The 23464-nt window shown below is 65.6% G+C and carries 12 protein-coding genes, 1 tRNA gene and 3 rRNA genes; 4 read left to right on the plus strand and 12 right to left on the minus strand.

The features are described 5' to 3' along the window. Positions 1–9: 9 nt before the first annotated feature. Both OG430_RS15100 and OG430_RS15105 read right to left on the minus strand, forming a co-directional pair. The gene (locus OG430_RS15100; RefSeq protein WP_327353010.1) at positions 10–693 is read right to left on the minus strand and encodes a response regulator; all 684 of its coding nucleotides are present in this window, start codon (positions 691–693) and stop codon (positions 10–12) included. A 265-nt stretch (positions 694–958) separates the two neighbouring features. Beyond that, positions 959–6466, minus strand: coding sequence for a HAMP domain-containing protein (locus OG430_RS15105; RefSeq protein WP_327353011.1), 5508 nt, complete (start codon positions 6464–6466; stop codon positions 959–961). A gap of 409 nt (positions 6467–6875) precedes the next feature. Between OG430_RS15105 and OG430_RS15110 the strand changes: the two genes are divergently transcribed. Then, a complete protein-coding gene (locus tag OG430_RS15110) occupies positions 6876–9503 on the plus strand; it encodes a SpoIIE family protein phosphatase (RefSeq protein ID WP_327353012.1) in 2628 nt (875 codons plus the stop codon). A 75-nt stretch (positions 9504–9578) separates the two neighbouring features. On the opposite strand, the gene OG430_RS15115 is transcribed toward OG430_RS15110, so the two are convergent. Then, positions 9579–9651, minus strand: a tRNA-Thr gene (locus OG430_RS15115). 117 nt (positions 9652–9768) lie between these two features. Between OG430_RS15115 and OG430_RS15120 the strand changes: the two genes are divergently transcribed. Then, the gene (locus OG430_RS15120) at positions 9769–10692 is read left to right on the plus strand and encodes an alpha/beta hydrolase family esterase (protein ID WP_327353013.1); all 924 of its coding nucleotides are present in this window, start codon (positions 9769–9771) and stop codon (positions 10690–10692) included. Here the strand turns inward: OG430_RS15120 and OG430_RS15125 are convergent. The 7 genes from OG430_RS15125 to thyX all read right to left on the minus strand — a co-directional run bounded on the left by OG430_RS15125 (position 10689) and on the right by thyX (position 20993). After that, positions 10689–11366 (minus strand): DegT/DnrJ/EryC1/StrS family aminotransferase, encoded by a 678-nt coding sequence (locus OG430_RS15125; RefSeq protein WP_327353014.1) that lies wholly within the window; start codon positions 11364–11366, stop codon positions 10689–10691. The two genes, OG430_RS15120 and OG430_RS15125, sit on opposite strands and share 4 nt — an antisense overlap. Before the next feature lie 103 nt (positions 11367–11469). Then, positions 11470–11586, minus strand: a 5S ribosomal RNA gene (gene rrf, locus OG430_RS15130). Positions 11587–11686: 100 nt separating this feature from the next. Then, positions 11687–14810, minus strand: a 23S ribosomal RNA gene (locus tag OG430_RS15135). Between the two features lie 315 nt (positions 14811–15125). After that, a 16S ribosomal RNA gene (locus OG430_RS15140) occupies positions 15126–16651 on the minus strand. Together the 16S, 23S and 5S rRNA genes form the textbook arrangement of a ribosomal RNA operon. A 612-nt stretch (positions 16652–17263) precedes the next feature. Next, positions 17264–18949, minus strand: coding sequence for a ribonuclease J (locus OG430_RS15145; RefSeq protein WP_327353015.1), 1686 nt, complete (start codon positions 18947–18949; stop codon positions 17264–17266). Between the two features lie 164 nt (positions 18950–19113). After that, positions 19114–20013: a 4-hydroxy-tetrahydrodipicolinate synthase gene (gene dapA, locus OG430_RS15150; RefSeq protein ID WP_327353016.1), complete on the minus strand. Its 900-nt coding sequence runs from the start codon at positions 20011–20013 to the stop codon at positions 19114–19116. 227 nt (positions 20014–20240) lie between these two features. Then, positions 20241–20993 (minus strand): FAD-dependent thymidylate synthase, encoded by a 753-nt coding sequence (gene thyX, locus OG430_RS15155; protein ID WP_327353017.1) that lies wholly within the window; start codon positions 20991–20993, stop codon positions 20241–20243. Positions 20994–21192: 199 nt separating this feature from the next. Here thyX and OG430_RS15160 point away from each other — a divergent pair, with 199 nt between their 5' ends. Beyond that, positions 21193–21432, plus strand: coding sequence for a hypothetical protein (locus OG430_RS15160; protein WP_327353018.1), 240 nt, complete (start codon positions 21193–21195; stop codon positions 21430–21432). Between the two features lie 160 nt (positions 21433–21592). Beyond that, positions 21593–22144, plus strand: coding sequence for a PH domain-containing protein (locus tag OG430_RS15165; protein ID WP_327353019.1), 552 nt, complete (start codon positions 21593–21595; stop codon positions 22142–22144). A gap of 61 nt (positions 22145–22205) precedes the next feature. On the opposite strand, the gene OG430_RS15170 is transcribed toward OG430_RS15165, so the two are convergent. Then, a complete protein-coding gene (locus OG430_RS15170; protein ID WP_327353020.1) occupies positions 22206–22658 on the minus strand; it encodes a hypothetical protein in 453 nt (150 codons plus the stop codon). Positions 22659–22663: 5 nt separating this feature from the next. Then, positions 22664–23422 carry a 4-hydroxy-tetrahydrodipicolinate reductase gene (gene dapB / locus OG430_RS15175; RefSeq protein ID WP_327353021.1) on the minus strand — a complete coding sequence of 253 codons (759 nt, stop codon included), beginning with the start codon at positions 23420–23422 and terminating at the stop codon, positions 22664–22666. Positions 23423–23464: the final 42 nt, after the last annotated feature.

Consider the following 23464-nt stretch of genomic DNA (forward strand, 5'->3'; position numbering starts at 1 on the left):
ACCGCTCCGTCAGTTCTGCGAGGGAACTGAAGGTGCGTCCGTGTCCGCGCCGGGCTCCAGGGCGTCAAGTGCCCGCCGCAGGCCGGTGAGTTTGCGTTCGAGATGAGCGGCCGTGGCCACCGCGGCCGCGTCCGCCGAGTCGTCGTCGAGCTGCTTGGAGAGCGCCTCGGCCTGCTCCTCGACGGCGGCGAGCCGCGCGGAGAGTTCGGCGAGCAGCGCGACCGGCTCCTTGGTGTCGCCGGCGGGCGACTTGCCGCCGCCCTCGAGCTGGAGGCGCAGCAGGGCGGCCTGCTCGCGGAGTTGGCAGTTCTTCATGTAGAGCTCGACGAACACCGAGACCTTGGCGCGCAGCACCCAGGGGTCGAACGGCTTGGAGATGTAGTCGACCGCGCCGGCCGCGTACCCACGGAAGGTGTGGTGCGGGCCGTGGTTGATCGCGGTGAGGAAGATGATCGGGATGTCCCGGGTCCGCTCCCGGCGCTTGATGTGCGCGGCCGTTTCGAATCCATCCATTCCCGGCATCTGGACGTCCAGCAGAATGACCGCGAAATCGTCCGTGAGCAGAGCCTTGAGCGCTTCCTCCCCGGACGATGCCCGCACCAGTGTCTGATCGAGCGCGGAGAGGATGGCCTCCAGCGCGAGCAGATTCTCCGGCCGGTCATCGACCAGGAGGATCTTGGCCTTCTGCACCATGGCCCGTCCTCCTCGCCCCGGCAGTACACCGGTCGCCGCCCCAGGGGACGACTCCCTTGCGCCGCCCGTCCTTGTGCCGGTCATGGTAGCCGCACCCCGCCTGTCGCCACACCCTGTCACCGCGATGTCACTGTGCACGTAGCAGAAACGCAGTGGGAGACCAGAAGGTTCCCCGAATACCGCACTTCTACACGGCGTCGGCCACACTCTGTCAGCAACTCCGTGTAAGGGGGCCGCTTCTCGGCCGCCCCCTGGCACCGTCCGGTCACTCCTCGCGCATCCAGCGCTCCATGACCGACAGCAGATGATCGGGATCGACCGGCTTCGTCACATAGTCGGAAGCACCGGAGTCGATGGCCTTCTCCCGGTCGCCCTTCATCGCCTTGGCGGTGAGCGCGATGATCGGCAGTCCGGCGAACTGCGGCATCCTGCGGATCGCCGTCGTCGTCGCGTAACCGTCCATCTCCGGCATCATGATGTCCATCAGGACGAGCGTCACATCGTCGTGCTGCTCCAGGACTTCGATGCCCTCGCGGCCGTTCTCGGCGTACAGCACCGACAGGCCGTGCTGCTCCAGGACGCTGGTGAGCGCGAACACATTGCGGATGTCGTCGTCGACGATCAGCACCTTCTCGCCGCCGAACCGGAACGTCCGCCGCTCGCGCGGCGCCTCCTCGCCCGCGGGCGCCCACGACTCCTGCCCACTGCTCGGCCCGGCGCCGGGCTGCCCCGGCAGCGCGGGCCGCTGGTCCGGCGCCTGCACGGTCCTGCGGCGCCGCCTGAACAGCATCCCGGGGCCGGCGGGCTCCGGCTCGGGCCCGCCACGCTGCAGGCCGCTGTCGGGGCCCGCCACGAAGGTGTCCTCGGCCGCGGCGGGCAACTCCGGTCGCACCGACTCGGAGCTCGACGCGCCCACCGGGGGCAGCTGCGGGTAGCCCTGCGGCGGGAGTTCGCTGGGGCGCATCGGCAAATACAGCGTGAAGGTGGAGCCACGCCCCGGCTCGCTCTGCGCGTGAATCTCACCGCCGAGCAGCTTGGCGATCTCCCGGCTGATGGAGAGCCCGAGCCCGGTACCGCCGTACTTGCGGCTGGTCGTGCCGTCCGCCTGCTTGAACGCCTCGAAGATGACCCGCATCTTGCTGCCGGCGATGCCGATTCCGGTGTCGGTGACCGAGAACGCGATCAGATCGGCGTCCGCGTCGCGCAGCGAGCCCGTCTCGAGCAGTTGCTCGCGGATCTCGTTCGGCACATCGGAGTTGGCGTGCCGGATGACCAGCTCGACCGCCCCGCTGTCGGTGAACTTGACCGCGTTGGCGAGCAGATTGCGCAGCACCTGAAGGAGCCGCTGCTCGTCCGTGTGCAGCGTCGCAGGCAGCTCCGGCGAGACCCGGACCGAGAAGTCGAGGCCCTTCTCCGCCGTGAGCGGCCGGAACGTCGCCTCCACGTAGTCGACGAGCTGGACGACCGCGATCCGCGTCGGCGACACATCCATCTTGCCCGCCTCGACCTTGGACAGGTCGAGGATGTCGTTGATCAGCTGCAGCAGGTCGGAGCCCGCGCCGTGGATCGTCTCGGCGAACTCGACCTGCTTCGGGGAGAGATTGCCCTCCGCGTTGTCGGCGAGCAGCTTCGCGAGGATGAGCAGCGAGTTCAGCGGCGTACGCAACTCGTGCGACATGTTCGCCAGGAACTCGGACTTGTAGCGCATCGACACCGCGAGCTGCTCGGCACGCTCCTCCAGGACCTGCCGCGCCTCTTCGATCTCGGTGTTCTTGACCTCGATGTCGCGGTTCTGCTGGGCGAGCAGCTCGGCCTTCTCCTCCAGCTCCGCGTTGGACTCCTGCAGCGCCTTCTGCCGGTTCTCCAACTCGGCCGAGCGCTCCCGCAGTTGCTCGGTCAGCTCCTGCGACTGCGAGAGCAGCACTTCGGTCTTCGTGTTGACGGAGATGGTGTTGACGCTCGTCGCGATCATCTCGGCGATCTGGCTGAGGAAGTCCCGCTGGATCTGCGTGAACGGCTGGAACGACGCCAGCTCGATCACCCCGAGCACCTTGCCCTCGAAGAGCACCGGCAGCACGATCACCTGCGCCGGCGGGGCGTCCCCGAGCCCGGAGGCGATCTTGAGATAGCCGCTCGGCGCGTTCTCCACCAGGATGGTCCGCTTCTCGGTGGCGGCCGTCCCGATCAGCGTCTCGCCGGGCTTGAAGGACGTGGGCATGGAGCCCATCGAGTAGCCGTAACTGCCGAGCATCCGCAGTTCGTACGCGCCCTCGGCGTCGTCCGCCCCGATCTCCGCCACATCGTCCGTGGCAAGCGCCAGGAAGAACGCGCCGTGCTGCGCCGAGACCACCGGCGTCAGCTCGCTCATGATCAGGCCCGCGACGTCGGCGAGGTCGCGGCGGCCCTGCATCAGGCCGGAGATACGGGCGAGGTTGCCCTTGAGCCAGTCCTGCTCCTTGTTGGCGATCGTGGTGTCACGCAGGTTCGCGATCATCGTGTTGATGTTGTCCTGCAGGACCTGGATCTCGCCGGCCGCGTCCACGTCGATCTTGAGGTTCAGATCGCCGCGGGTCACCGCGGTGGCGACGGCCGCGATGGCGCGCACCTGGCGGGTGAGGTTCCCGGCCATCTCGTTCACCGATTCGGTGAGGTCGCGCCAGGTGCCGTCGACGTCGCGCACCCGTGCCTGGCCGCCCAGTTGGCCCTCCGTGCCCACCTCGCGGGCGACCCGGGTGACCTGCTCGGCGAAGCTGGAGAGCTGGTCGACCATCGTGTTGATGGTCGTCTTCAGCTCGAGGATCTCGCCGCGCGCATCGATGTCGATCTTCTTGGTCAGATCGCCCTTCGCGATGGCCGTGGTGACCATCGCGATGTTGCGCACCTGACCGGTCAGGTTGGACGCCATCGAGTTCACGGACTCGGTGAGGTCCTTCCACGTACCGGCCACGCCCGGCACACGCGCCTGCCCGCCCAGGATGCCGTCGGTGCCCACCTCGCGGGCCACGCGCGTGACCTCGTCGGCGAACGAACTCAGCGTCGTCACCATGGTGTTGACGGTGTCGGCGAGCTGCGCGACCTCGCCGCGCGCCTCGACGGTGACCTTCTTGGTGAGGTCACCGCTGGCGACCGCCGCGGAGACCTGGGAGATGTTCCGCACCTGGACGGTCAGGTTGTTGGCCATCAGGTTGACGTTGTCGCTCAGGTCCTTCCAGATGCCGGTGACACCCGGCACATTGGCCTGACCGCCCAGCTGGCCCTCCGTACCCACCTCACGGGCGACCCGGGTCACCTGCTCGGCGAACGACGACAGCTGGTCCACCATCGTGTTCACGGTGGTGACGAGCTCGAGGATCTCGCCCTTCGCGTCGACGGTGATCTTCTTCGACAGGTCGCCCATGGCGACCGCCGTGGTCACCTCGGCGATGTTGCGCACCTGCATGGTCAGGTTGTTGGCCATGCCGTTCACGGACTGCGTGAGGTCCTTCCAGGTGCCGGAGACTCCCTGCACCTCGGCCTGGCCGCCCAGGATGCCGTCCGTACCCACTTCGCGGGCCACCCTGGTGACCTGCTCGGCGAAGGCGGACAGCTGGTCCACCATCGTGTTCAGGGTGTTCTTGAGCTCCAGGATCTCGCCGCGCGCGTCCACGTCGATCTTCTGCGACAGGTCACCGCGCGCGACCGCGGTCGCGACCTGCGCGATGTTCCGCACCTGGGCGGTGAGGTTGCCGGCCATGCCGTTCACGGAGTCCGTCAGGTCGCGCCACACACCGGCCACGCCGGGCACCTGCGCCTGACCGCCGAGCCGGCCCTCCGTACCCACGTCACGGGCGACCCGGGTCACCTGGTCGGCGAAGGCCGAGAGCTGGTCGACCATCGTGTTGATGGTGTTCTTGAGCTCCAGGATCTCGCCGCGCGCATCGACGTCGATCTTCTGCGACAGGTCACCCCGGGCCACTGCCGTCGTGACCTGAGCGATCTGCCGCACCTGTGAAGTCAGGTTGCCCGCCATGAAGTTGACGGAGTCCGTGAGTTCCTTCCACGTCCCGCTCACGCCGTCGACCCGCGCCTGCCCGCCCAGGCGTCCCTCGGTACCCACGTCACGGGCCATGCGCGTGACCTGGTCGGCGAAGCTCGACAGCTGATCCACCATGGTGTTCACGGTGTTCTTCAGCTGGAGCATCTCGCCGGACACGTCGACGGTGACCTTTTGCGACAGATCACCGTTGGCGACCGCCGTCGTCACCTGCGCGATGTTGCGGACCTGCCCGGTGAGGTTGCGGAAGGCCGTGTTGACGGAGTCCGTCAGGTCCTTCCACGTACCGGCCGCGCCCTGCACCTCCGCCTGACCGCCCAGCTCACCCTCGACGCCGATCTCCCGCGCCACCCGCGTCACTTCGGAACCGAAGGCCGAGAGCTGGTCCACCATCGTGTTGACGGTGTTCTTCAACTCCAGCATTTCACCGGCCACATCGACGGTGACCTTCTGCGACAGATCACCGCTCGCGACCGCCGTCGTCACCTGCGCGATGTCCCGCACCTGTGTGGTCAGGTTGCGGAAGACCGTGTTGACGGAGTCCGTCAGATCCTTCCAAGTCCCCGCCGCACCCGGCACATTGGCCTGACCGCCCAGCTGCCCCTCGGCGCCGACCTCGTTGGCCACACGTGTGACCTCGTCCGCGAACGTACGCAGGGTCTCGGTCATCTGGTTGATCGTTTCGGCGAGCTGGGCGACCTCGCCGCGCGCGCTCACCGTGACCTTCTGCGAGAGGTCACCGCTCGCGACCGCCGTCGTGACCTGAGCGATCCCGCGCACCTGCGCGGTCAGGTTGCCGGCCATCAGGTTCACCGAGTCGGTGAGGTCCTTCCACACCCCGGCCACACCCGGCACCTGCGCCTGACCGCCGAGTTCGCCCTCGGTACCCACCTCACGGGCGACGCGGGTCACCTCGGAGGAGAAGGACGACAGCTGATCCACCATGGTGTTCACGGTGTTCTTCAGCTCGAGCATCTCGCCCGCGACGTGAACCGTGACCTTCCGGGACAGATCGCCCTTGGCCACCGCGGTCGTCACGAGAGCGATGTCACGTACCTGTGCGGTGAGCCGGTACGCCATCGTGTTGACCGAATCCGTGAGATCCTTCCACGAACCGGACATTCCACGCACCCGGGCCTGACCGCCGAGCTTGCCCTCGGTACCGACCTCGCTGGCCACCCGGGTCACCTCGTCGGTGAACCGCGACAGCTGGTCGACCAGGTTGTTGACCGTCCGCCCGACCTTCAGGAACTCCCCGCGCAGCGGATGCGCCGTCCCGTCCGGCCCCTGCGCCTTGAGCTCCATCCGCTGCTCGAGGTCACCCTCGGCCACCGCGGACAGCACCCGGCCGACCTCGGAGACCGGACGTACAAGATCGTCAACCAGGGCGTTGGACGCGTCGATCGCCGCGGCCCAGGACCCTTCACCGGCCCCGTGCTCAAGACGTTCCGTGAGTTTTCCCTCACGCCCCACCATGCGCCGCACCCGCGCCATCTCACCGGTCAGGTGCAGATTGCGGTCCGCCACCTCGTTGAAGACAGCCGCGATCTCCGCCATCACCCCGTCGTTCGAGACGGTGAGCCGCTTGCGGAAATTGCCGTCCCGCATGGCGACCAGCGAGGCCAGCAGCCTGTTCAGAGCCGCTGTGTCGACTTCGGTCGTCCCGTTGCTCCGACTGTTACGGGACGGGCCGCCTTTCGCACGCGTGCTCTTCACGCGCGCCGGTGCGCCAGACTCCACTGTGTCCCTCCCGCAGGGCTCGACCGCTTGCTGGGTTCTGCTCGAGTCTTCGCTTAGAGCTTGCCCAGTGTTTCACTACGGCGCACCGGGCTGTCCTGACCCACCAACGTAACCCGCAGAGTCCCCCGCTCGTTCCATTCTTCGGGCAGGGCTTGCCCTTCGCCGGTCTCCCGGCGAGAAGCCGCCTTCGGGCCGGCGGAGTCAAAACAGTTCGGCAGCTTTCCCGGAAGCTCATGCCCGACCTGTGGCGTGAGATGCGCCTCTCGGTGTTCAGGGGCGTCCCCTCCTGGGGATACCCCTGAACACCGAGCCAGCCTCCCCATTAACCTGTCGTACGAACCAACGTGCCCACCACCGGGGAAGCAATCAGCGCTCGGCCCGGGCGCATGAACTGGGGGACGCCGACACCATGGGGAGTTCTGTGATCACCGCGCGGGCGGCTGCCACCTTCGACCCCCTCGGGCGCTCCGTCGCGACCGCCCGTGGCTTCGTCCGCGACACTCTGCAGGGCTGGGGCTACTCGGACATCATCGACGACGCCGTCGTCCTCACCAGCGAACTCGTCACCAACGCGGTGGTACACGCCGGCACCACGGCCGACGTGCGGTGTCTGCGTACGGAAGACGCGGTACGCATCGAGGTCGCCGACCGCTACCCAGAACGGGAGATTCCTCTCCAACCGGGCCGTTACACCGCTCCCGACCGCGAAGGCGGCCGCGGACTGCAGCTGTGCGCGGCCATCGCCGGACGCTGGGGCGTGGAGTACACCTCCACCCACAAGCAGGTCTGGTTCCAACTCGACCTGCCGGAACGCCCGGTGGGCACCCGCAGCTCCAGCCCGGCCCTCGCCACCGACCTGCTGCCGATCGCCGACAGCCGGGTCCGCGTCGCCGTCGTCCAGATAGACCGCACCGGCACCATCTCCTCGTGGAACGAGGACGCGGAGACACTTTTCGGGTACGCCGCCGAAAAAGTCAACGGCAAGCCCCTCACCGACTTCGCCGCCTGGCCGCACACCCCCGGCACCGGCACCGGCATCGCCGAGGCCCTGCAACTCTCCCGCTGGGAAGGCAGTTACGGCATCCGCGGCGCCGACGGCCGGGTGATTCCCGTCTACGCCTCTCATCTGCGGGTACGAGACACGGACGGCGATCCGTCCACGGTCTGTCTGCTCGTACGCGACCACGAGCGCGCCGTCCTGCAGACTCCCCTGCGCGGACCCGCGCCGGACGCCGCCGCGCACGCCGAGGGCCAGGGCACCGACCCCTTCAACGCGTTCATCGGCTCCCCTCCCCCGGACGACCTGGACGGCCTCCTGCAGCGCACGGTCGAGCGCGCCCGGGACATGCTCGACGGCGACGCCGCGTTCCTGCTCCTCGCCACGGACGACGAGACCGAACTGGAAGTACGCGCCTCCACCGGCCTCCCCTCCGCCCGCCAGCGCTTCGCCCGCGTCCCCGTCGAGGCCGGCACCGGCCGCTACGGCTCCGCCCGGATGCCCGCCGTCCACGAGGACCTCAGCCTCGTCCCCGGCGCCGCCCCACTCCTGAGCGGCACCGGAATGCGCTCGGTCGTCACGGTCCCGCTCAAGGTCGAGGGCCGCCTCACCGGCTCGCTCGGGGTGGCCGCGGAGAACCCCGGCCGGTACTCCAACGAGGAAGCCCTGCGCCTGCAGTTCGCCGCCGACCGCATCGCCCTCGCCGTCGAATCGGCCCGCCTCAGCGAGCTCGAGCGCCTGCGCCGCGGCTCGCTGAGCTTCCTGGTCGAGGCCTCCGACCTCCTCGCGGGCACCCTGGACCGCGACCAGACCCTGGCCCTCATGGCCCAGATGACCGTGCCGACCCTCGCCACCTGGTGCGCGGTCTACACGATCGCCGACCAGTCCTCGGAGCCGTACCTCTCCTATGTCCTGCACGAGGACGAGGAGCGCATCGACGGCCTCAAGGCCCTGCTCTCCCGCATCGCCCCGCCCGACCCGGTACCGACCCCCGGCGCCCGCGTCTGGACCGCCCCCTCCGAGGCCGCGCACCAGGCGGCCCTGCGCTCATCCATGCGCAGCCTCGGCCTCGGCGAGCCCACCCGCCTCGGCGCCGGCATCGGCACGACGCTGGCCACGGCCTCCGCGGTCGGCGGCGAGACGGTCGTCCTGCCCCTGGTCGCCCGCAACCGCGTCATCGGCATGCTGACCCTCGGCAAGCCCTCCGAGGAACACTTCCGCCAGGAGATCCTCGAACTCGCCGAGGACCTCTCCCGAAGGGCCGCCCTGGCCCTGGACAACGCCCGCCTCTACTCCGAGCGCATGGCCATCAGCCAGTCCCTGCAGCGCAGCCTGCTCCCGCCGGGCCTCCCCCAGATCCCCGGCGTCGAGGTCGAGGTCATCTACCGCGCGGCCGGCGAAGGCAACGAAGTGGGCGGCGACTTCTACGACCTCTTCCCCATCCGCGACGGCGCGTACGGCTTCGCCATCGGCGACGTCTGCGGCACCGGCCCCGAGGCGGCCGCGGTCACCGGCCTCGCCCGGCACGCCCTGCGCCTGCTCGCCCGCGAGGGCTTCGGCGGCCCCGCGGTCCTGGAGCGCCTGAACGCCGCGATCCTCGACGAGGGAGCCCGCAGCCGCTTCCTCACCCTCCTCTACGGCGAGTTGTGGCCCCAGGAGGACGGCTCCGCCATCCTCAAGGTCGTCTGCGCCGGCCATCCCCTGCCGCTGCGGCTGCGCCAGGACGGCACGGTCGAGCCGTACGCGGACCCGCAGCCGCTCCTCGGCGTGATGGACGACCTGGAACTGTACGAGCAGACGGTCACGCTCGAACCGGGCGACGTGCTGCTCTGCGTCACGGACGGCGTCACCGAACGCCGCGAGGGCACCCGCATGCTCGGCGACGACGGCCTGTCCGACGTCCTGACCACCTGCACGGGCCTCACGGCCGGCGCGGTAGCCGCCCGCATCATGCGCGCCGTCGAACGCTTCGCCACGGACGCCCCGTCCGACGACATGGCCATCCTCGCGATGCGTATCCCGGAGCCCCACACGGACTGAGGGGAAGGCGCAGGACAGCCCCCGGAAACACAAGAAGGCCCCGCCCGAATCAACGGGCGGGGCCTTCCAATTCTGAGCCCCCATGCGGAATCGAACCGCAGACCTTCTCCTTACCATGGAGACGCTCTACCGACTGAGCTATAGGGGCCTGCTGCCTTGCGCGGTTTCCCGCTTGGCAACGAGGTAGATCATACCCCGAACAAACCCCTGCGCAGAACCGCCCATTCCTCTGGACCGGCAACTCCCCCGCTGCCACGATGCGCGCATGCTGACCCGAGGCAATACGTCCTTACGCACCGCCCTCACGGCCCTCTTCATGTGCGCGGCCCTGGTGCTCGTCGGCTGTTCGTCCGGCGCCGAGGACAAGCCTCCCAAGAAGTCCAACGCCCCCTCGACTCCCTCGGCCCCCAAGGAAAGGCCCCGGCCCGGCGACCAGAAGGTGACGTTCACCTGGGACGGCCAGAAGCGCACGTACACCGTGCACGCCCCGCCCGGTTACACCCCGGACAGGCCACTCCCCCTCGTGATCACCATGCACCCGTTCCCGAGCGACGGCACCTTCGTCACGATGCTCAGCGGCATGAGCGAGAAGGCCGACAAGGAAAACTTCCTCGTCGCGTATCCCGACGGCATCGACGGCGGCCTCAACGCCCTGTCGTGCTGCGGCGGCGAGGACGACATCGGTTTCCTCCGTACGCTGACCAAGCGCCTGGTCGACACCTGGAACGCCGACCCGGAACGCATCTACGCGACGGGCATCTCCAACGGCGGGGACATGTCCTTCAAGCTCGCAGTGGAACTCTCCGACACCTTCGCCGCGATCGCCCCGGTCAGCGGCGGCTACACCGGCAACGTGACGAACGACAAGACCTATCTGCCCAAGAGCCCGGTCTCGGTGATCACCTTCATCGGCGGCAACGACAACTACTACGGAGCCTTCGACACCGGCATCAAGGCATGGCAGCAGCGCCTCAAGTGCAAGGCGGGTACGCCCGCGAAGCTCAAGCAGCGGGCCACACGGACCTCGGCCAAGTGCGGTGACGGAACCGACGTGGTGACGTACCGGATACCCGAGATGGGCCATCACTGGCCGGGCGGCTACGCGGACATGGCCTATCGGGACTCCCCGGTCAACGCCACGGACCTGATGTGGGAGTTCTTCGCCGCACACCCCAAGAAGAAGTCCTAGAACGCGGGTTGGAGAAGCCCACCGAGCGCGTTGCAGGCGGACACGACCCGCTGCAGTTCCCGCCGCGACAGTCCGGCACCGATGGGCAGCGCCAGCGTCTCGTCGGCAGCACGCTCGGTCTCGGCCAGGACGACGTCCCGGCGAAAGGCCGGCATCCGGTGCACCGGAGTCTTCACCGGCACCCGGCAGTCAACTCCCTTGGCCCGTACGGCACGGGCGAACGCATCCCGGTCCGGCCGCCCATTGCCGGGCACCCGCACCACGTACTGCTGGTACGTGTGTCCTTCTCCGGGAGCCGGCGTGACGACGCCACTGAGCCGGGCGTCCAGATAGGCCGCGTGCCCTCGCCGCCGCACCACGCCGTCGTACGGCTCACTGCTCTCGGCCTGCTCCACGACCAACAGCCCATGCCGCCGCCCGACTTCACCGAGCGCTCCCATGCCTGCCGTCCTGCCGAAGCGGTGAACCACGACGACGGCCGAGGTCCGCGGGGTGACTGCGGCGGCCACGGCTTCGGCATCGAGGCAGTACGTCGCCGAGTCTATGTCCGCGAACACGGGCAGCCCGCCCGCCTGTACGACAGCCTCGGCGACCTCGGCGTTGCCGTACGCAGGCACGATGACCTCGTCGCCGAGCCCGACGCCGGCGGCCTTGAGCATTCCAACTGTCCCCATGACTGGGGATGTTGGCTGCGCAACGTGAACACAAGGTGACAGAAAACAAAAAGACGCTGGTCCCCGAACCGAAGTTCGGGGACCAGCGTCTTTATGAAGATTAGTTCGGCGGCGTCCTACTCTCCCACAGGGTCCCCCCTGCAGTACCATCGGCGCTGTGAGGCTTAGCTTCCGGGTTCGGAATGTAACCGGGCGTTTCCCTCACGCTATGACCACCGAAACACTTTGAAATTTTGAACCGATGCCTCAACCACCCTGTGGCCCAGGGGGGAGGCGTGTTGTTCGTTATTTCAGAACTAACACAGTGGACGCGAGCAACTGAGGACAAGCCCTCGGCCTATTAGTACCAGTCAGCTCCACCCCTTACAGGGCTTCCACATCTGGCCTATCAACCCAGTCGTCTACTGGGAGCCTTAACCAATCAAGTTGGTGGGAATACTCATCTTGAAGCAGGCTTCCCGCTTAGATGCTTTCAGCGGTTATCCTTTCCGAACGTAGCCAACCAGCCATGCCCTTGGCAGGACAACTGGCACACCAGAGGTTCGTCCGTCCCGGTCCTCTCGTACTAGGGACAGCCCTTCTCAATATTCCTACGCGCACAGCGGATAGGGACCGAACTGTCTCACGACGTTCTAAACCCAGCTCGCGTACCGCTTTAATGGGCGAACAGCCCAACCCTTGGGACCGACTCCAGCCCCAGGATGCGACGAGCCGACATCGAGGTGCCAAACCATCCCGTCGATATGGACTCTTGGGGAAGATCAGCCTGTTATCCCCGGGGTACCTTTTATCCGTTGAGCGACGGCGCTTCCACAAGCCACCGCCGGATCACTAGTCCCGACTTTCGTCCCTGCTCGACCCGTCGGTCTCACAGTCAAGCTCCCTTGTGCACTTACACTCAACACCTGATTGCCAACCAGGCTGAGGGAACCTTTGGGCGCCTCCGTTACTCTTTGGGAGGCAACCGCCCCAGTTAAACTACCCATCAGACACTGTCCCTGATCCGGATCACGGACCCAGGTTAGACATCCAGCACGACCAGAGTGGTATTTCAACGACGACTCCCCCTGAACTGGCGTCCAAGGTTCAAAGTCTCCCACCTATCCTACACAAGCCGAACCGAACACCAATATCAAACTGTAGTAAAGGTCCCGGGGTCTTTCCGTCCTGCTGCGCGAAACGAGCATCTTTACTCGTAGTGCAATTTCACCGGGCCTATGGTTGAGACAGTCGAGAAGTCGTTACGCCATTCGTGCAGGTCGGAACTTACCCGACAAGGAATTTCGCTACCTTAGGATGGTTATAGTTACCACCGCCGTTTACTGGCGCTTAAGTTCTCAGCTTCGCACACCCGAAAGTGCACTAACCGGTCCCCTTAACGTTCCAGCACCGGGCAGGCGTCAGTCCGTATACATCGCCTTACGGCTTCGCACGGACCTGTGTTTTTAGTAAACAGTCGCTTCTCGCTGGTCTCTGCGGCCACCCCCAGCTCAGGAAGCAAGTTCCTTCACCAGTGATGGCCCCCCTTCTCCCGAAGTTACGGGGGCATTTTGCCGAGTTCCTTAACCATAGTTCACCCGAACGCCTCGGTATTCTCTACCTGACCACCTGAGTCGGTTTAGGGTACGGGCCGCCATGAAACTCGCTAGAGGCTTTTCTCGACAGCATAGGATCATCCACTTCACCACAATCGGCTCGGCATCAGGTCTCACCCTTATATGTCATCCGGATTTGCCTAGATGACGGGCTACACCCTTACCCCGGGACTACCACCGCCCGGGCTGGACTACCTTCCTGCGTCACCCCATCGCTTACCTACTACAAGTCTGGTTCGTCGGCTCCACCACTTTCCTTTCCCCGAAGGGTCCGGAACGGCTTCACGGACTTAGCATCGCCTGATTCAGTATTGGGCGTTTCAAAGCGGGTACCGGAATATCAACCGGTTGTCCATCGACTACGCCTGTCGGCCTCGCCTTAGGTCCCGACTTACCCTGGGCAGATCAGCTTGACCCAGGAACCCTTAGTCAATCGGCGCACACGTTTCTCACGTGTGTATCGCTACTCATGCCTGCATTCTCACTCGTGAACCGTCCACAACTCGCTTCCGCGGCTGCTTCACCCGGCACACGACGCTCCCCTACCCATCCCAGCGGGCGTTGGCCCTATTGCTGGAATGACACGACTTCGGCGGTACGCTTGAGCCCCGCTACATTGTCGGCGCGGAATCACTAGACCAGTGAGCTATTACGCACTCTTTCAAGGGTGGCTGCTTCTAAGCCAACCTCCTGGTTGTCTCTGCGACTCCACATCCTTTCCCACTTAGCGTACGCTTAGGGGCCTTAGTCGATGCTCTGGGCTGTTTCCCTCTCGACCATGGAGCTTATCCCCCACAGTCTCACTGCCACGCTCTCACTTACCGGCATTCGGAGTTTGGCTAAGGTCAGTAACCCGGTAGGGCCCATCGCCTATCCAGTGCTCTACCTCCGGCAAGAAACACGTGACGCTGCACCTAAATGCATTTCGGGGAGAACCAGCTATCACGGAGTTTGATTGGCCTTTCACCCCTAACCACAGGTCATCCCCCAGGTTTTCAACCCTGGTGGGTTCGGTCCTCCACGACCTCTTACAGCCGCTTCAACCTGCCCATGGCTAGATCACTCCGCTTCGGGTCTAGAGCGTGCAACTCAATCGCCCTATTCGGACTCGCTTTCGCTACGGCTTCCCCACACGGGTTAACCTCGCTACACACCGCTAACTCGCAGGCTCATTCTTCAAAAGGCACGCAGTCACGACTGACAGCACAAGTGCTGCCAGCGACGCTCCCACGGCTTGTAGGCACACGGTTTCAGGTACTATTTCACTCCGCTCCCGCGGTACTTTTCACCATTCCCTCACGGTACTATCCGCTATCGGTCACCAGGGAATATTTAGGCTTAGCGGGTGGTCCCGCCAGATTCACACGGGATTTCTCGGGCCCCGTGCTACTTGGGTGTCTCTCAAACGAGCCGTTGACGTTTCGACTACGGGGGTCTTACCCTCTACGCCGGACCTTTCGCATGTCCTTCGTCTACATCAACGGTTTCTGACTCGTCTCACAGCCGGCAGACTGTGAAAGAGAGATCCCACAACCCCGCATGCGCAACCCCTGCCGGGTCTCACACGCATACGGTTTGGCCTCATCCGGTTTCGCTCGCCACTACTCCCGGAATCACGGTTGTTTTCTCTTCCTGAGGGTACTGAGATGTTTCACTTCCCCTCGTTCCCTCCACATGCCCTATGTGTTCAGGCATGGGTGACAGTCCATGACGACTGCCGGGTTTCCCCATTCGGAAACCCCCGGATCAAAGTCTGGTTGACGACTCCCCGGGGACTATCGTGGCCTCCCACGTCCTTCATCGGTTCCTGGTGCCAAGGCATCCACCGTGCGCCCTTAAAAACTTGGCCACAGATGCTCGCGTCCACTGTGTAGTTCTCAAACAACGACCAACCACCCATCACCCTGACCCTTACGGTCAAGTTCACTGGGGCCGGCATCCCGAAGCACAACCTTGCGGCCGTTACTTCAGATACCCAACAGCGTGCCCGGCCCAGTCCCCAACCCGCTTCGCTTTCCACGCTCCGAAGAGCAGTACTTGCGGCCCGAGTTGGCCAACTGTGCCGAATAATCAACGTTCCACCCATGAGCAACCACCGTCGAACGTGTGCCGACGTAATGGCCCTGGACCACCAAGCAAGCTTGGCGGCCTAGATGCTCCTTAGAAAGGAGGTGATCCAGCCGCACCTTCCGGTACGGCTACCTTGTTACGACTTCGTCCCAATCGCCAGTCCCACCTTCGACAGCTCCCTCCCACAAGGGGTTGGGCCACCGGCTTCGGGTGTTACCGACTTTCGTGACGTGACGGGCGGTGTGTACAAGGCCCGGGAACGTATTCACCGCAGCAATGCTGATCTGCGATTACTAGCAACTCCGACTTCATGGGGTCGAGTTGCAGACCCCAATCCGAACTGAGACCGGCTTTTTGAGATTCGCTCCACCTTGCGGTTTCGCAGCTCATTGTACCGGCCATTGTAGCACGTGTGCAGCCCAAGACATAAGGGGCATGATGACTTGACGTCGTCCCCACCTTCCTCCGAGTTGACCCCGGCGGTCTCCTGTGAGTCCCCATCACCCCGAAGGGCATGCTGGCAACACAGGACAAGGGTTGCGCTCGTTGCGGGACTTAACCCAACATCTCACGACACGAGCTGACGACAGCCATGCACCACCTGTATACCGACCACAAGGGGGGCACTATCTCTAATGCTTTCCGGTATATGTCAAGCCTTGGTAAGGTTCTTCGCGTTGCGTCGAATTAAGCCACATGCTCCGCTGCTTGTGCGGGCCCCCGTCAATTCCTTTGAGTTTTAGCCTTGCGGCCGTACTCCCCAGGCGGGGAACTTAATGCGTTAGCTGCGGCACCGACGACGTGGAATGTCGCCAACACCTAGTTCCCACCGTTTACGGCGTGGACTACCAGGGTATCTAATCCTGTTCGCTCCCCACGCTTTCGCTCCTCAGCGTCAGTAATGGCCCAGAGATCCGCCTTCGCCACCGGTGTTCCTCCTGATATCTGCGCATTTCACCGCTACACCAGGAATTCCGATCTCCCCTACCACACTCTAGCTAGCCCGTATCGAATGCAGAACCGGGGTTAAGCCCCGGTCTTTCACACCCGACGTGACAAGCCGCCTACGAGCTCTTTACGCCCAATAATTCCGGACAACGCTTGCGCCCTACGTATTACCGCGGCTGCTGGCACGTAGTTAGCCGGCGCTTCTTCTGCAGGTACCGTCACTTTCGCTTCTTCCCTGCTGAAAGAGGTTTACAACCCGAAGGCCGTCATCCCTCACGCGGCGTCGCTGCATCAGGCTTTCGCCCATTGTGCAATATTCCCCACTGCTGCCTCCCGTAGGAGTCTGGGCCGTGTCTCAGTCCCAGTGTGGCCGGTCGCCCTCTCAGGCCGGCTACCCGTCGTCGCCTTGGTGAGCCATTACCTCACCAACAAGCTGATAGGCCGCGGGCTCATCCTTCACCGCCGGAGCTTTTAACTCCCTGCCAGGAGGCAAGGAGTGTTATCCGGTATTAGACCCCGTTTCCAGGGCTTGTCCCAGAGTGAAGGGCAGATTGCCCACGTGTTACTCACCCGTTCGCCACTAATCCACCCCGAAGGGCTTCATCGTTCGACTTGCATGTGTTAAGCACGCCGCCAGCGTTCGTCCTGAGCCAGGATCAAACTCTCCGTGAATGTTTTCCCGTAATCGGGACGACACCACGAGAGCGGAACAACCAGGAGGAATAGTCCCGGTCGTTCACAGCGTCCTCGCTGTGTTTGCCTACCAACCGGTGTAGATCGGCAGGACTTTTTCAAAGGAACCTCATCCCCAGCCAAGATTGGCCGTGGACGGGGTATCAACATATCTGGCGTTGATTTTTGGCACGCTGTTGAGTTCTCAAGGAACGGACGCTTCCTTTGTACTCACCCTCTCGGGCTTTCCTCCGGGCGCTTCCCTTCGGTCTTGCGTTTCCGACTCTATCAGACGCTTTCGTGTCCGATTTTCTCGGCGCTTTCCAGGTTTTCGCTTTCGCGCTTTCCCTTTCGGCGTTTCCAACTCTACCAGATCCTTTTCCCATTCCGTTTCCGGTGTGAAATTCGAATCCGTGGCCGTTGGGAGCCATTTGCCTTTCGGCGAAGCCCGACTTTATCAGAGATTCTGAGTCGGATTTTCCGTCCCGTCCGGGTGGCTCCGGACACGCGAAGGTGCCGGGTTCCCGTTCAGGCGGAGACGTAAACGTACTGGAGCGGGGCGCCTCGATGCAAATCGAGGTGCCCCGCTCCGGCCGAGCTGCTACGTGGGGGTCAGACCTCGACGACCACGGGGAGGATCATCGGGCGCCGGCGGTAGTTGTCCGAGACCCACTTGCCCAGCGTGCGGCGGACGAGCTGCTGCAGCTGGTGGGGCTCGACGACGCCGTCCTGTGCCGACTTCTCCAGGACTTCATGGATCTTGGGGATGACTTCTCCGAACCTGGAGTCGTCGATGCCCGAGCCGCGCGCCTGGATGTGCGGGCCTCCGGTGATCTTGCCGCTGGTCGAGTCGACCACGATGAAGACCGAGATGATGCCTTCGTCGCCGAGGATGCGGCGGTCCTTGAGGGACGACTCGGTGACGTCGCCGACCGAGAGCCCGTCGACGTACACATAACCGGCCTGGACCTTGCCGACGATCTTCGCCTTGCCGCCGACGAGGTCGACGACGACGCCGTCCTCGGCGATCACGATGTGGTCCGGGGCCACTCCGGTGAGGGCGCCCAGTTCTGCGTTGGCCCTGAGGTGTCGCCATTCGCCGTGGACCGGCATCAGGTTCTTGGGCTTGCAGATGTTGTAGAAGTACAGAAGCTCGCCGGCCGAGGCGTGGCCCGAGACGTGGACCTTGGCGTTGCCCTTGTGGACGACGTTCGCGCCCCAGCGGGTCAGGCCGTTGATCACGCGGTAGACCGCGTTCTCGTTACCCGGGATGAGGGACGAGGCCAGGATGACCGTGTCGCCCTGGACGATGCGGATCTGGTGGTCCCGGTTGGCCATGCGGGACAGGGCCGCCATCGGCTCGCCCTGGGAGCCGGTGCAGACGAGGACGACCTCGTTGTCCGGCAGGTCGTCGAGCGTCTTGACGTCGACCACCAGGCCGGCGGGGACGCGGAGATAGCCCAGGTCGCGCGCGATGCCCATGTTGCGGACCATCGAGCGGCCGACGAAGGCGACGCGGCGGCCGTACTCGTGGGCGGCGTCCAGGATCTGCTGGATGCGGTGGACGTGGCTGGCGAAGCTCGCCACGATGATCCGCTTGCTGGCGCTCGCGAAGACCTGTCGTACGACATTGGAGATCTCGCGCTCGGGCGGGACGAAGCCCGGGACCTCGGCGTTCGTCGAGTCCGAGAGGAGGAGGTCGATGCCCTCCTCGCTCAGGCGCGCGAAGGCGTGCAGGTCGGTGAGGCGGCCGTCGAGCGGGAGCTGGTCCATCTTGAAGTCGCCGGTGTGCACGACCATGCCCGCGGGGGTGCGGATGGCGACCGCGAGGGCGTCCGGGATGGAGTGGTTGACCGCCACGAACTCGCAGTCGAAGGGGCCGATCCGCTCGCGGTGCCCCTCCTTGACCTCGAGGGTGTACGGGCGGATCCGGTGCTCCTGGAGCTTGGCCTCGATGAGGGCGAGCGTCAGCTTGGAGCCGATCAGCGGGATGTCCGGCTTCTCGCGCAGGAGATAGGGGACGGCGCCGATGTGGTCCTCGTGGCCGTGCGTGAGGACGATGCCTTCAATGTCGTCGAGGCGGTCCCTGATGCTGCTGAAGTCCGGCAGGATCAGGTCGATGCCGGGCTGCTCCTCCTCCGGGAAGAGCACGCCGCAGTCGACGATGAGCAAGCGGCCGTCGAACTCGAAGACGGTCATGTTGCGGCCGATTTCGCCGAGGCCGCCGAGCGGGGTGACGCGCAGGCCACCTTGGGGAAGCTTCGGCGGGGAGCCGAGCTCAGGATGCGGATGACTCAAAAGACTCTCCTACCCACACGCGCCACGTACCCAGAGGCACGTGGCGCGCATGACATTCGTGCAGTTGCAGTTGTCTGACGTCTACATCTACGTCTGCAGTTCTCGTCTGGTCTGTGCTGTCTGTATTGCGTGTGGTGGTGCGTATTCAGTTGTGAAGTCTGTGGTTAGAGCTGTACCCCGCCCGCAGCAAGATCGATCTTGAGCTGGTGGGTTTCCTCGGCGGAGAGTTCGACCAGCGGCAGGCGCAGCGGTCCGGCCGGCAGGCCCTGGAGGGTGAGCGCGGCCTTCGTGGTGATCACACCCTGCGTACGGAACATGCCCGTGAAGACAGGGAGCAGCTTCTGGTGGATCTCGGTTGCCTTCTGGACGTCGCCGCTGAGGTGGGCCTCGAGCAGTGCGCGCAGTTCGGGCGTCACGACGTGGCTGACGACGGAGACGAAGCCGACCGCGCCGACGGAGAGCAGCGGAAGGTTGAGCATGTCGTCGCCGGAATACCAGGCGAGGCCCGAGCGGGCGATGGCCCAGCTGGAGCGGCCGAGGTCGCCCTTGGCGTCCTTGTTGGCGACGATCCGGGGGTGCTCCGCGAGGCGGACGATCGTTTCGGTGTTGATCGGTACGCCGCTGCGGCCCGGGATGTCGTAGAGCATGACCGGCAGTCCGGTCGAGTCAGCGATGGCGGTGAAGTGGTGGAACAGGCCTTCCTGAGGAGGCTTGTTGTAGTACGGCGTCACCGTGAGGAGGCCGTGGGCGCCGACCGCTTCGGCGGCGCGGGCCAGTTCGATGCTGTGGCGGGTGTCGTTGGTGCCGACTCCGGCGACCACGTGGGCGCGGTCTCCGACCGCCTCGACCACGGCTCGTACGAGATCGGTTTTCTCCGCGTCGCTGGTGGTCGGGGACTCGCCGGTGGTGCCATTGATGATCAGGCCGTCGTTGCCTGCGTCCACCAGATGGGCGGCGAGCCGCTGCGCGCCGTCAAGGTCGAGTGCGCCGTCCGCCGTGAAGGGCGTGACCATGGCGGTGAGGACCCGCCCGAAGGGGGTCTGCGGAGTCGAGATCGGAGCCATGGGTAACACGCTACTCGCTGCTCAGTGCGTGGTCCCCCCTCGGGGGACGTGAGCGGGCCTGCGGAAAGAGACAAAAGGAGCCCGGCACTGCCTGCTCGGGGGTTCAAGCAGTGCCGGGTCCGTTTGATCAGGCTAGATGAACTTCTCGAAATGCCGCAATACGGACACTTCGCTCGGCTGACCGTACATCTGTGCCTGCCGAGAGCCTCAACGCCACGCTTTCGGGGCTACGGGGCCACGCGTCCGTTCTTGTTGAAGGCCGCGTACGTGAGCGGCATGAGCGCCGCCCACTCCGCCTCCATCTTCTCGCCGACCATCTCGATCTCCCGCTGCGGGAAGGACGGGACCTTCGCGAGTTCGTGCTGGGTGCGCAGGCCGAGGAAGTGCATCAGGGACCGTGCGTTGCACGTCGCGTACATCGACGAGAAAAGACCGACCGGCAGGACCGAACGGGCAACTTCGCGTGCCACACCGGCCGCGAGCATCTCCTGGTACGCCTCGTACGCCCGTCGGTACGAGTCCTCCATGACCCGGCCGGTGAGCTCCTGCTGCGCCTCGGTGCCCTCGACGAAGACGTACTTGCCGGGACGGCCTTCCTGCACGAGCTTGCGGGACTCCCCGGGAACGTAGAAGACCGGCTCGAGCTCCCTGTACCGACCCGATTCCTCGTTGTAGGACCAGCCCACGCGGTGTCGCATGAACTCGCGGAAGACGAAGATCGGGGCGCTGATGAAGAACGTCATCGAGTTGTGCTCGAAGGGGCTGCCGTGCCGGTCCCGCATCAGGTAATTGATCAGGCCCTTGGAGCGCTCCGGGTCCTTGGTGAGCTCCTCCAGGGACTGCTCGCCGGCCGTGGAGACACGCGCGGCCCACAGGACGTCCGAGTCGGCGGCGCTGTGCTTCACCAGCTCGACGGTCACTGCGCTGCGGAAGCTGGGCTTCAGGTCTTCCACGGGGGTCTCGGCGGGGGTGTTGCTCACCGGCGGGGTCCTTCCACATCGCGTCGCTCGGGCGGCGCCACTCTACGGCGCACCACTGACAGCGTGGGTGTTCGCGCTGCTCTGCCATGTTCTTCAAGGAATTTCACGTGTCCGGGCACCAATGTGACGTTTTGAACGTCTGACTTGGTAACAGAGATTTGCTCGATGTCCCTGCGACCACAGAGGAGAAGCGCCCTTCATGTTCCGTCGGCGAGAGCCCGTCCCGTTCGCCTTCATCGCCGAAGCCGACAAGTACCGCAGCAACGTCACTCCCCCGCCGCGAGAACGGGCCAGCACCGGTCAGCTCGTCGGCCGTGGGCTCGTCGGCCTCACCGTGGTCGCCGGGCTCGTGGGCTCCCTGTTGTTCGGGATGCCCGCCCTCTCGCCGGACCAGTCGCCGGCCAAGTCGCAGCAGTCCGAAGCCTCCGACGGGCGCTGACCAGCACCTGGTCCTCACCGGCGCGAACCCGCCGCCCGAAGGTGTGCGGCGGGCGACACGGGGCACCCCCTTGGACCCCCGGGGGTGGTCGCTCGGGGCCCGCCTCGGTAGCCTCACCGGGCACAGCCCTTCGAGCGTGCATTGAGTGAGGATCACAGTCGTGCCCCTGCCCTTCCTGACGGCCGACCGCGCATTTGATGAGGCCGCGGACGACATCGCGCTGCCCCACGCCGACCGCGACCAGTGGCGTCGGCCCTACCGGCCGGGGCCCTGGCGGGTCTGTGCGGCCGCGCTGTTGCTGCTGCTCGCCTCGTACATGCTCTTCGCCACGATGATCATCGGCCTCGCGGGCAGCACCGGTGGCGCGGCCGCCTGTGCGATCGCCGCGGCCCTGGTGATCGGATCGGCGCTGCGACTGCTGCGCGTCGGCACCTGGGTGAGTGCGCGTGGACTGCGGCACGTGGGGTTCTTCATGACCCGTACGGTCCCCTGGGCGCAGATCGTGACCGTACGGACCACACAGCAGCCGGTGCGCTGGCTGGGACTGCCGCGCACCGTTCAGGGCCAGGCGCTCGTCCTCGTACGGCAGGGCGGTGAGCCGGCGCCGCTGCTCACCGATCACAGCGCCGACTTCCTGGCGCGCTCCGAGGCCTTCGAGCGGGCCGCGGACACCGTCGAGGCGTGGGCCGACGAATACCGTCGGGTCGCCTGAGGCCTGCTGAGCCAGGGCCTGACGAGTTCGGGGCCTGACGAGTTCGGGACCTGCCGAGTTTCTACGCCTGAGTCGTGTGCCCCGCGTGCAGCGCGATCGCCTTCTGCATCGCCTTGCGGGCGCGCGGGGTGTCCCGTGCGTCGTGGTACGCGATCGCGAGCCGGAACCAGGAGCGCCAGTCGTCCGGTGCGTCCTCGGTCTCCGCGCGGCGCTTGGCGAACACCGCGTCCGCCGAATCGCGGTCGATGCGCCCGCTCGGGGTGCGTACCAACTCGTCGACCGGCAGGCCGCCCTCGGCTTCGAGTTCGGCGGCCAGCGCGTTCGCCTTGCGGGCGAACTGGGTGGTCTTCCAGAGGAACCAGATGCCGATCAGCGGCAGTACGAGCACCGCGACGCCGAACGGCACGGTGATGAGGGTGCCTTCGCGTATCAGGAGCACCCCCCGGCTGCCGACCAGGACGAAATAGACGACCAGGACGGCAGCCAGGGCGAAGTACGTGATCTTTGCGCGCATGGCGGTCAGTTGCCGCCCAGATCGAGGAAGTGCTCCAGGCCGAAGGTGAGGCCGGGAGTGTTCACCACGCTGCGCACGCCGAGCAGGATGCCCGGCATGAAGCTCTTGTGGTGCAGCGAGTCGTGCCGGATGGTCAGCGTCTCGCCCTCGCCGCCGAGCAGTACTTCCTGGTGGGCGAGCAGGCCGCGCAGGCGTACCGAGTGGACCGGGACGCCGTCGACGTCCGCACCGCGGGCACCGTCGAGGGCCGTGGAAGTGGCGTCGGGCTGCGGGGCGCAGCCTGCCTTCTCCCGGGCCGCCGCGATCAGTTGGGCGGTGCGGTGGGCGGTGCCGCTGGGGGCGTCCGCCTTGTTCGGGTGGTGCAGCTCGATGACCTCGACGGACTCGAAGTAGCGGGCCGCCTGCTGGGCGAACTGCATGGTCAGGACCGCGCCGATGGAGAAGTTCGGCGCGACCAGGACACCGGTCGACGGGGACGCCGCGAGCCAGTCCGTCAGCTGCGCGAGGCGCTCGTCGGTCCAACCGGTGGTGCCGACCACGCCGTGGATGCCGTGGCCGACGCAGAACTCGAGGTTGCCCATCACCGCGTCGGGGTGCGTCAGGTCGACGGCGACCTGGGCGCCCGCCCCGGTGAGCGCCTCGATCTTGTCGTCGCGGTCGAGGGCGGCGACCAGTTCGAGGTCGTCCGCAGCCTCGACGGCTCGGACGGCCTCGGAGCCGATGCGGCCCTGGGCGCCGAGGACGGCCACGCGCAGCTTGCTCATGTCCTTGATTCCTTAAGGGAGTTGCGGAGGTACGTGAGTGCG

This window comes from Streptomyces sp. NBC_01304 (assembly GCF_035975855.1).
Classification (GTDB): Bacteria; Actinomycetota; Actinomycetes; order Streptomycetales; family Streptomycetaceae; genus Streptomyces.

What these genes read in the sequence shown, in the direction of transcription:
- OG430_RS15100 (WP_327353010.1), bottom strand. Translation starts at nt 693, where the DNA reads ATGGTGCAGAAGGCCAAGATCCTCCTGGTCGATGACCGGCCGGAGAAT.
- OG430_RS15110 (WP_327353012.1), top strand. Translation starts at nt 6,876, where the DNA reads ATGGGGAGTTCTGTGATCACCGCGCGGGCGGCTGCCACCTTCGACCCC.
- OG430_RS15120 (WP_327353013.1), top strand. Translation starts at nt 9,769, where the DNA reads ATGCTGACCCGAGGCAATACGTCCTTACGCACCGCCCTCACGGCCCTC.
- OG430_RS15125 (WP_327353014.1), bottom strand. Translation starts at nt 11,366, where the DNA reads ATGGGGACAGTTGGAATGCTCAAGGCCGCCGGCGTCGGGCTCGGCGAC.
- dapA (WP_327353016.1), bottom strand. Translation starts at nt 20,013, where the DNA reads ATGGCTCCGATCTCGACTCCGCAGACCCCCTTCGGGCGGGTCCTCACC.
- OG430_RS15160 (WP_327353018.1), top strand. Translation starts at nt 21,193, where the DNA reads ATGTTCCGTCGGCGAGAGCCCGTCCCGTTCGCCTTCATCGCCGAAGCC.
- OG430_RS15170 (WP_327353020.1), bottom strand. Translation starts at nt 22,658, where the DNA reads ATGCGCGCAAAGATCACGTACTTCGCCCTGGCTGCCGTCCTGGTCGTC.
- dapB (WP_327353021.1), bottom strand. Translation starts at nt 23,422, where the DNA reads ATGAGCAAGCTGCGCGTGGCCGTCCTCGGCGCCCAGGGCCGCATCGGC.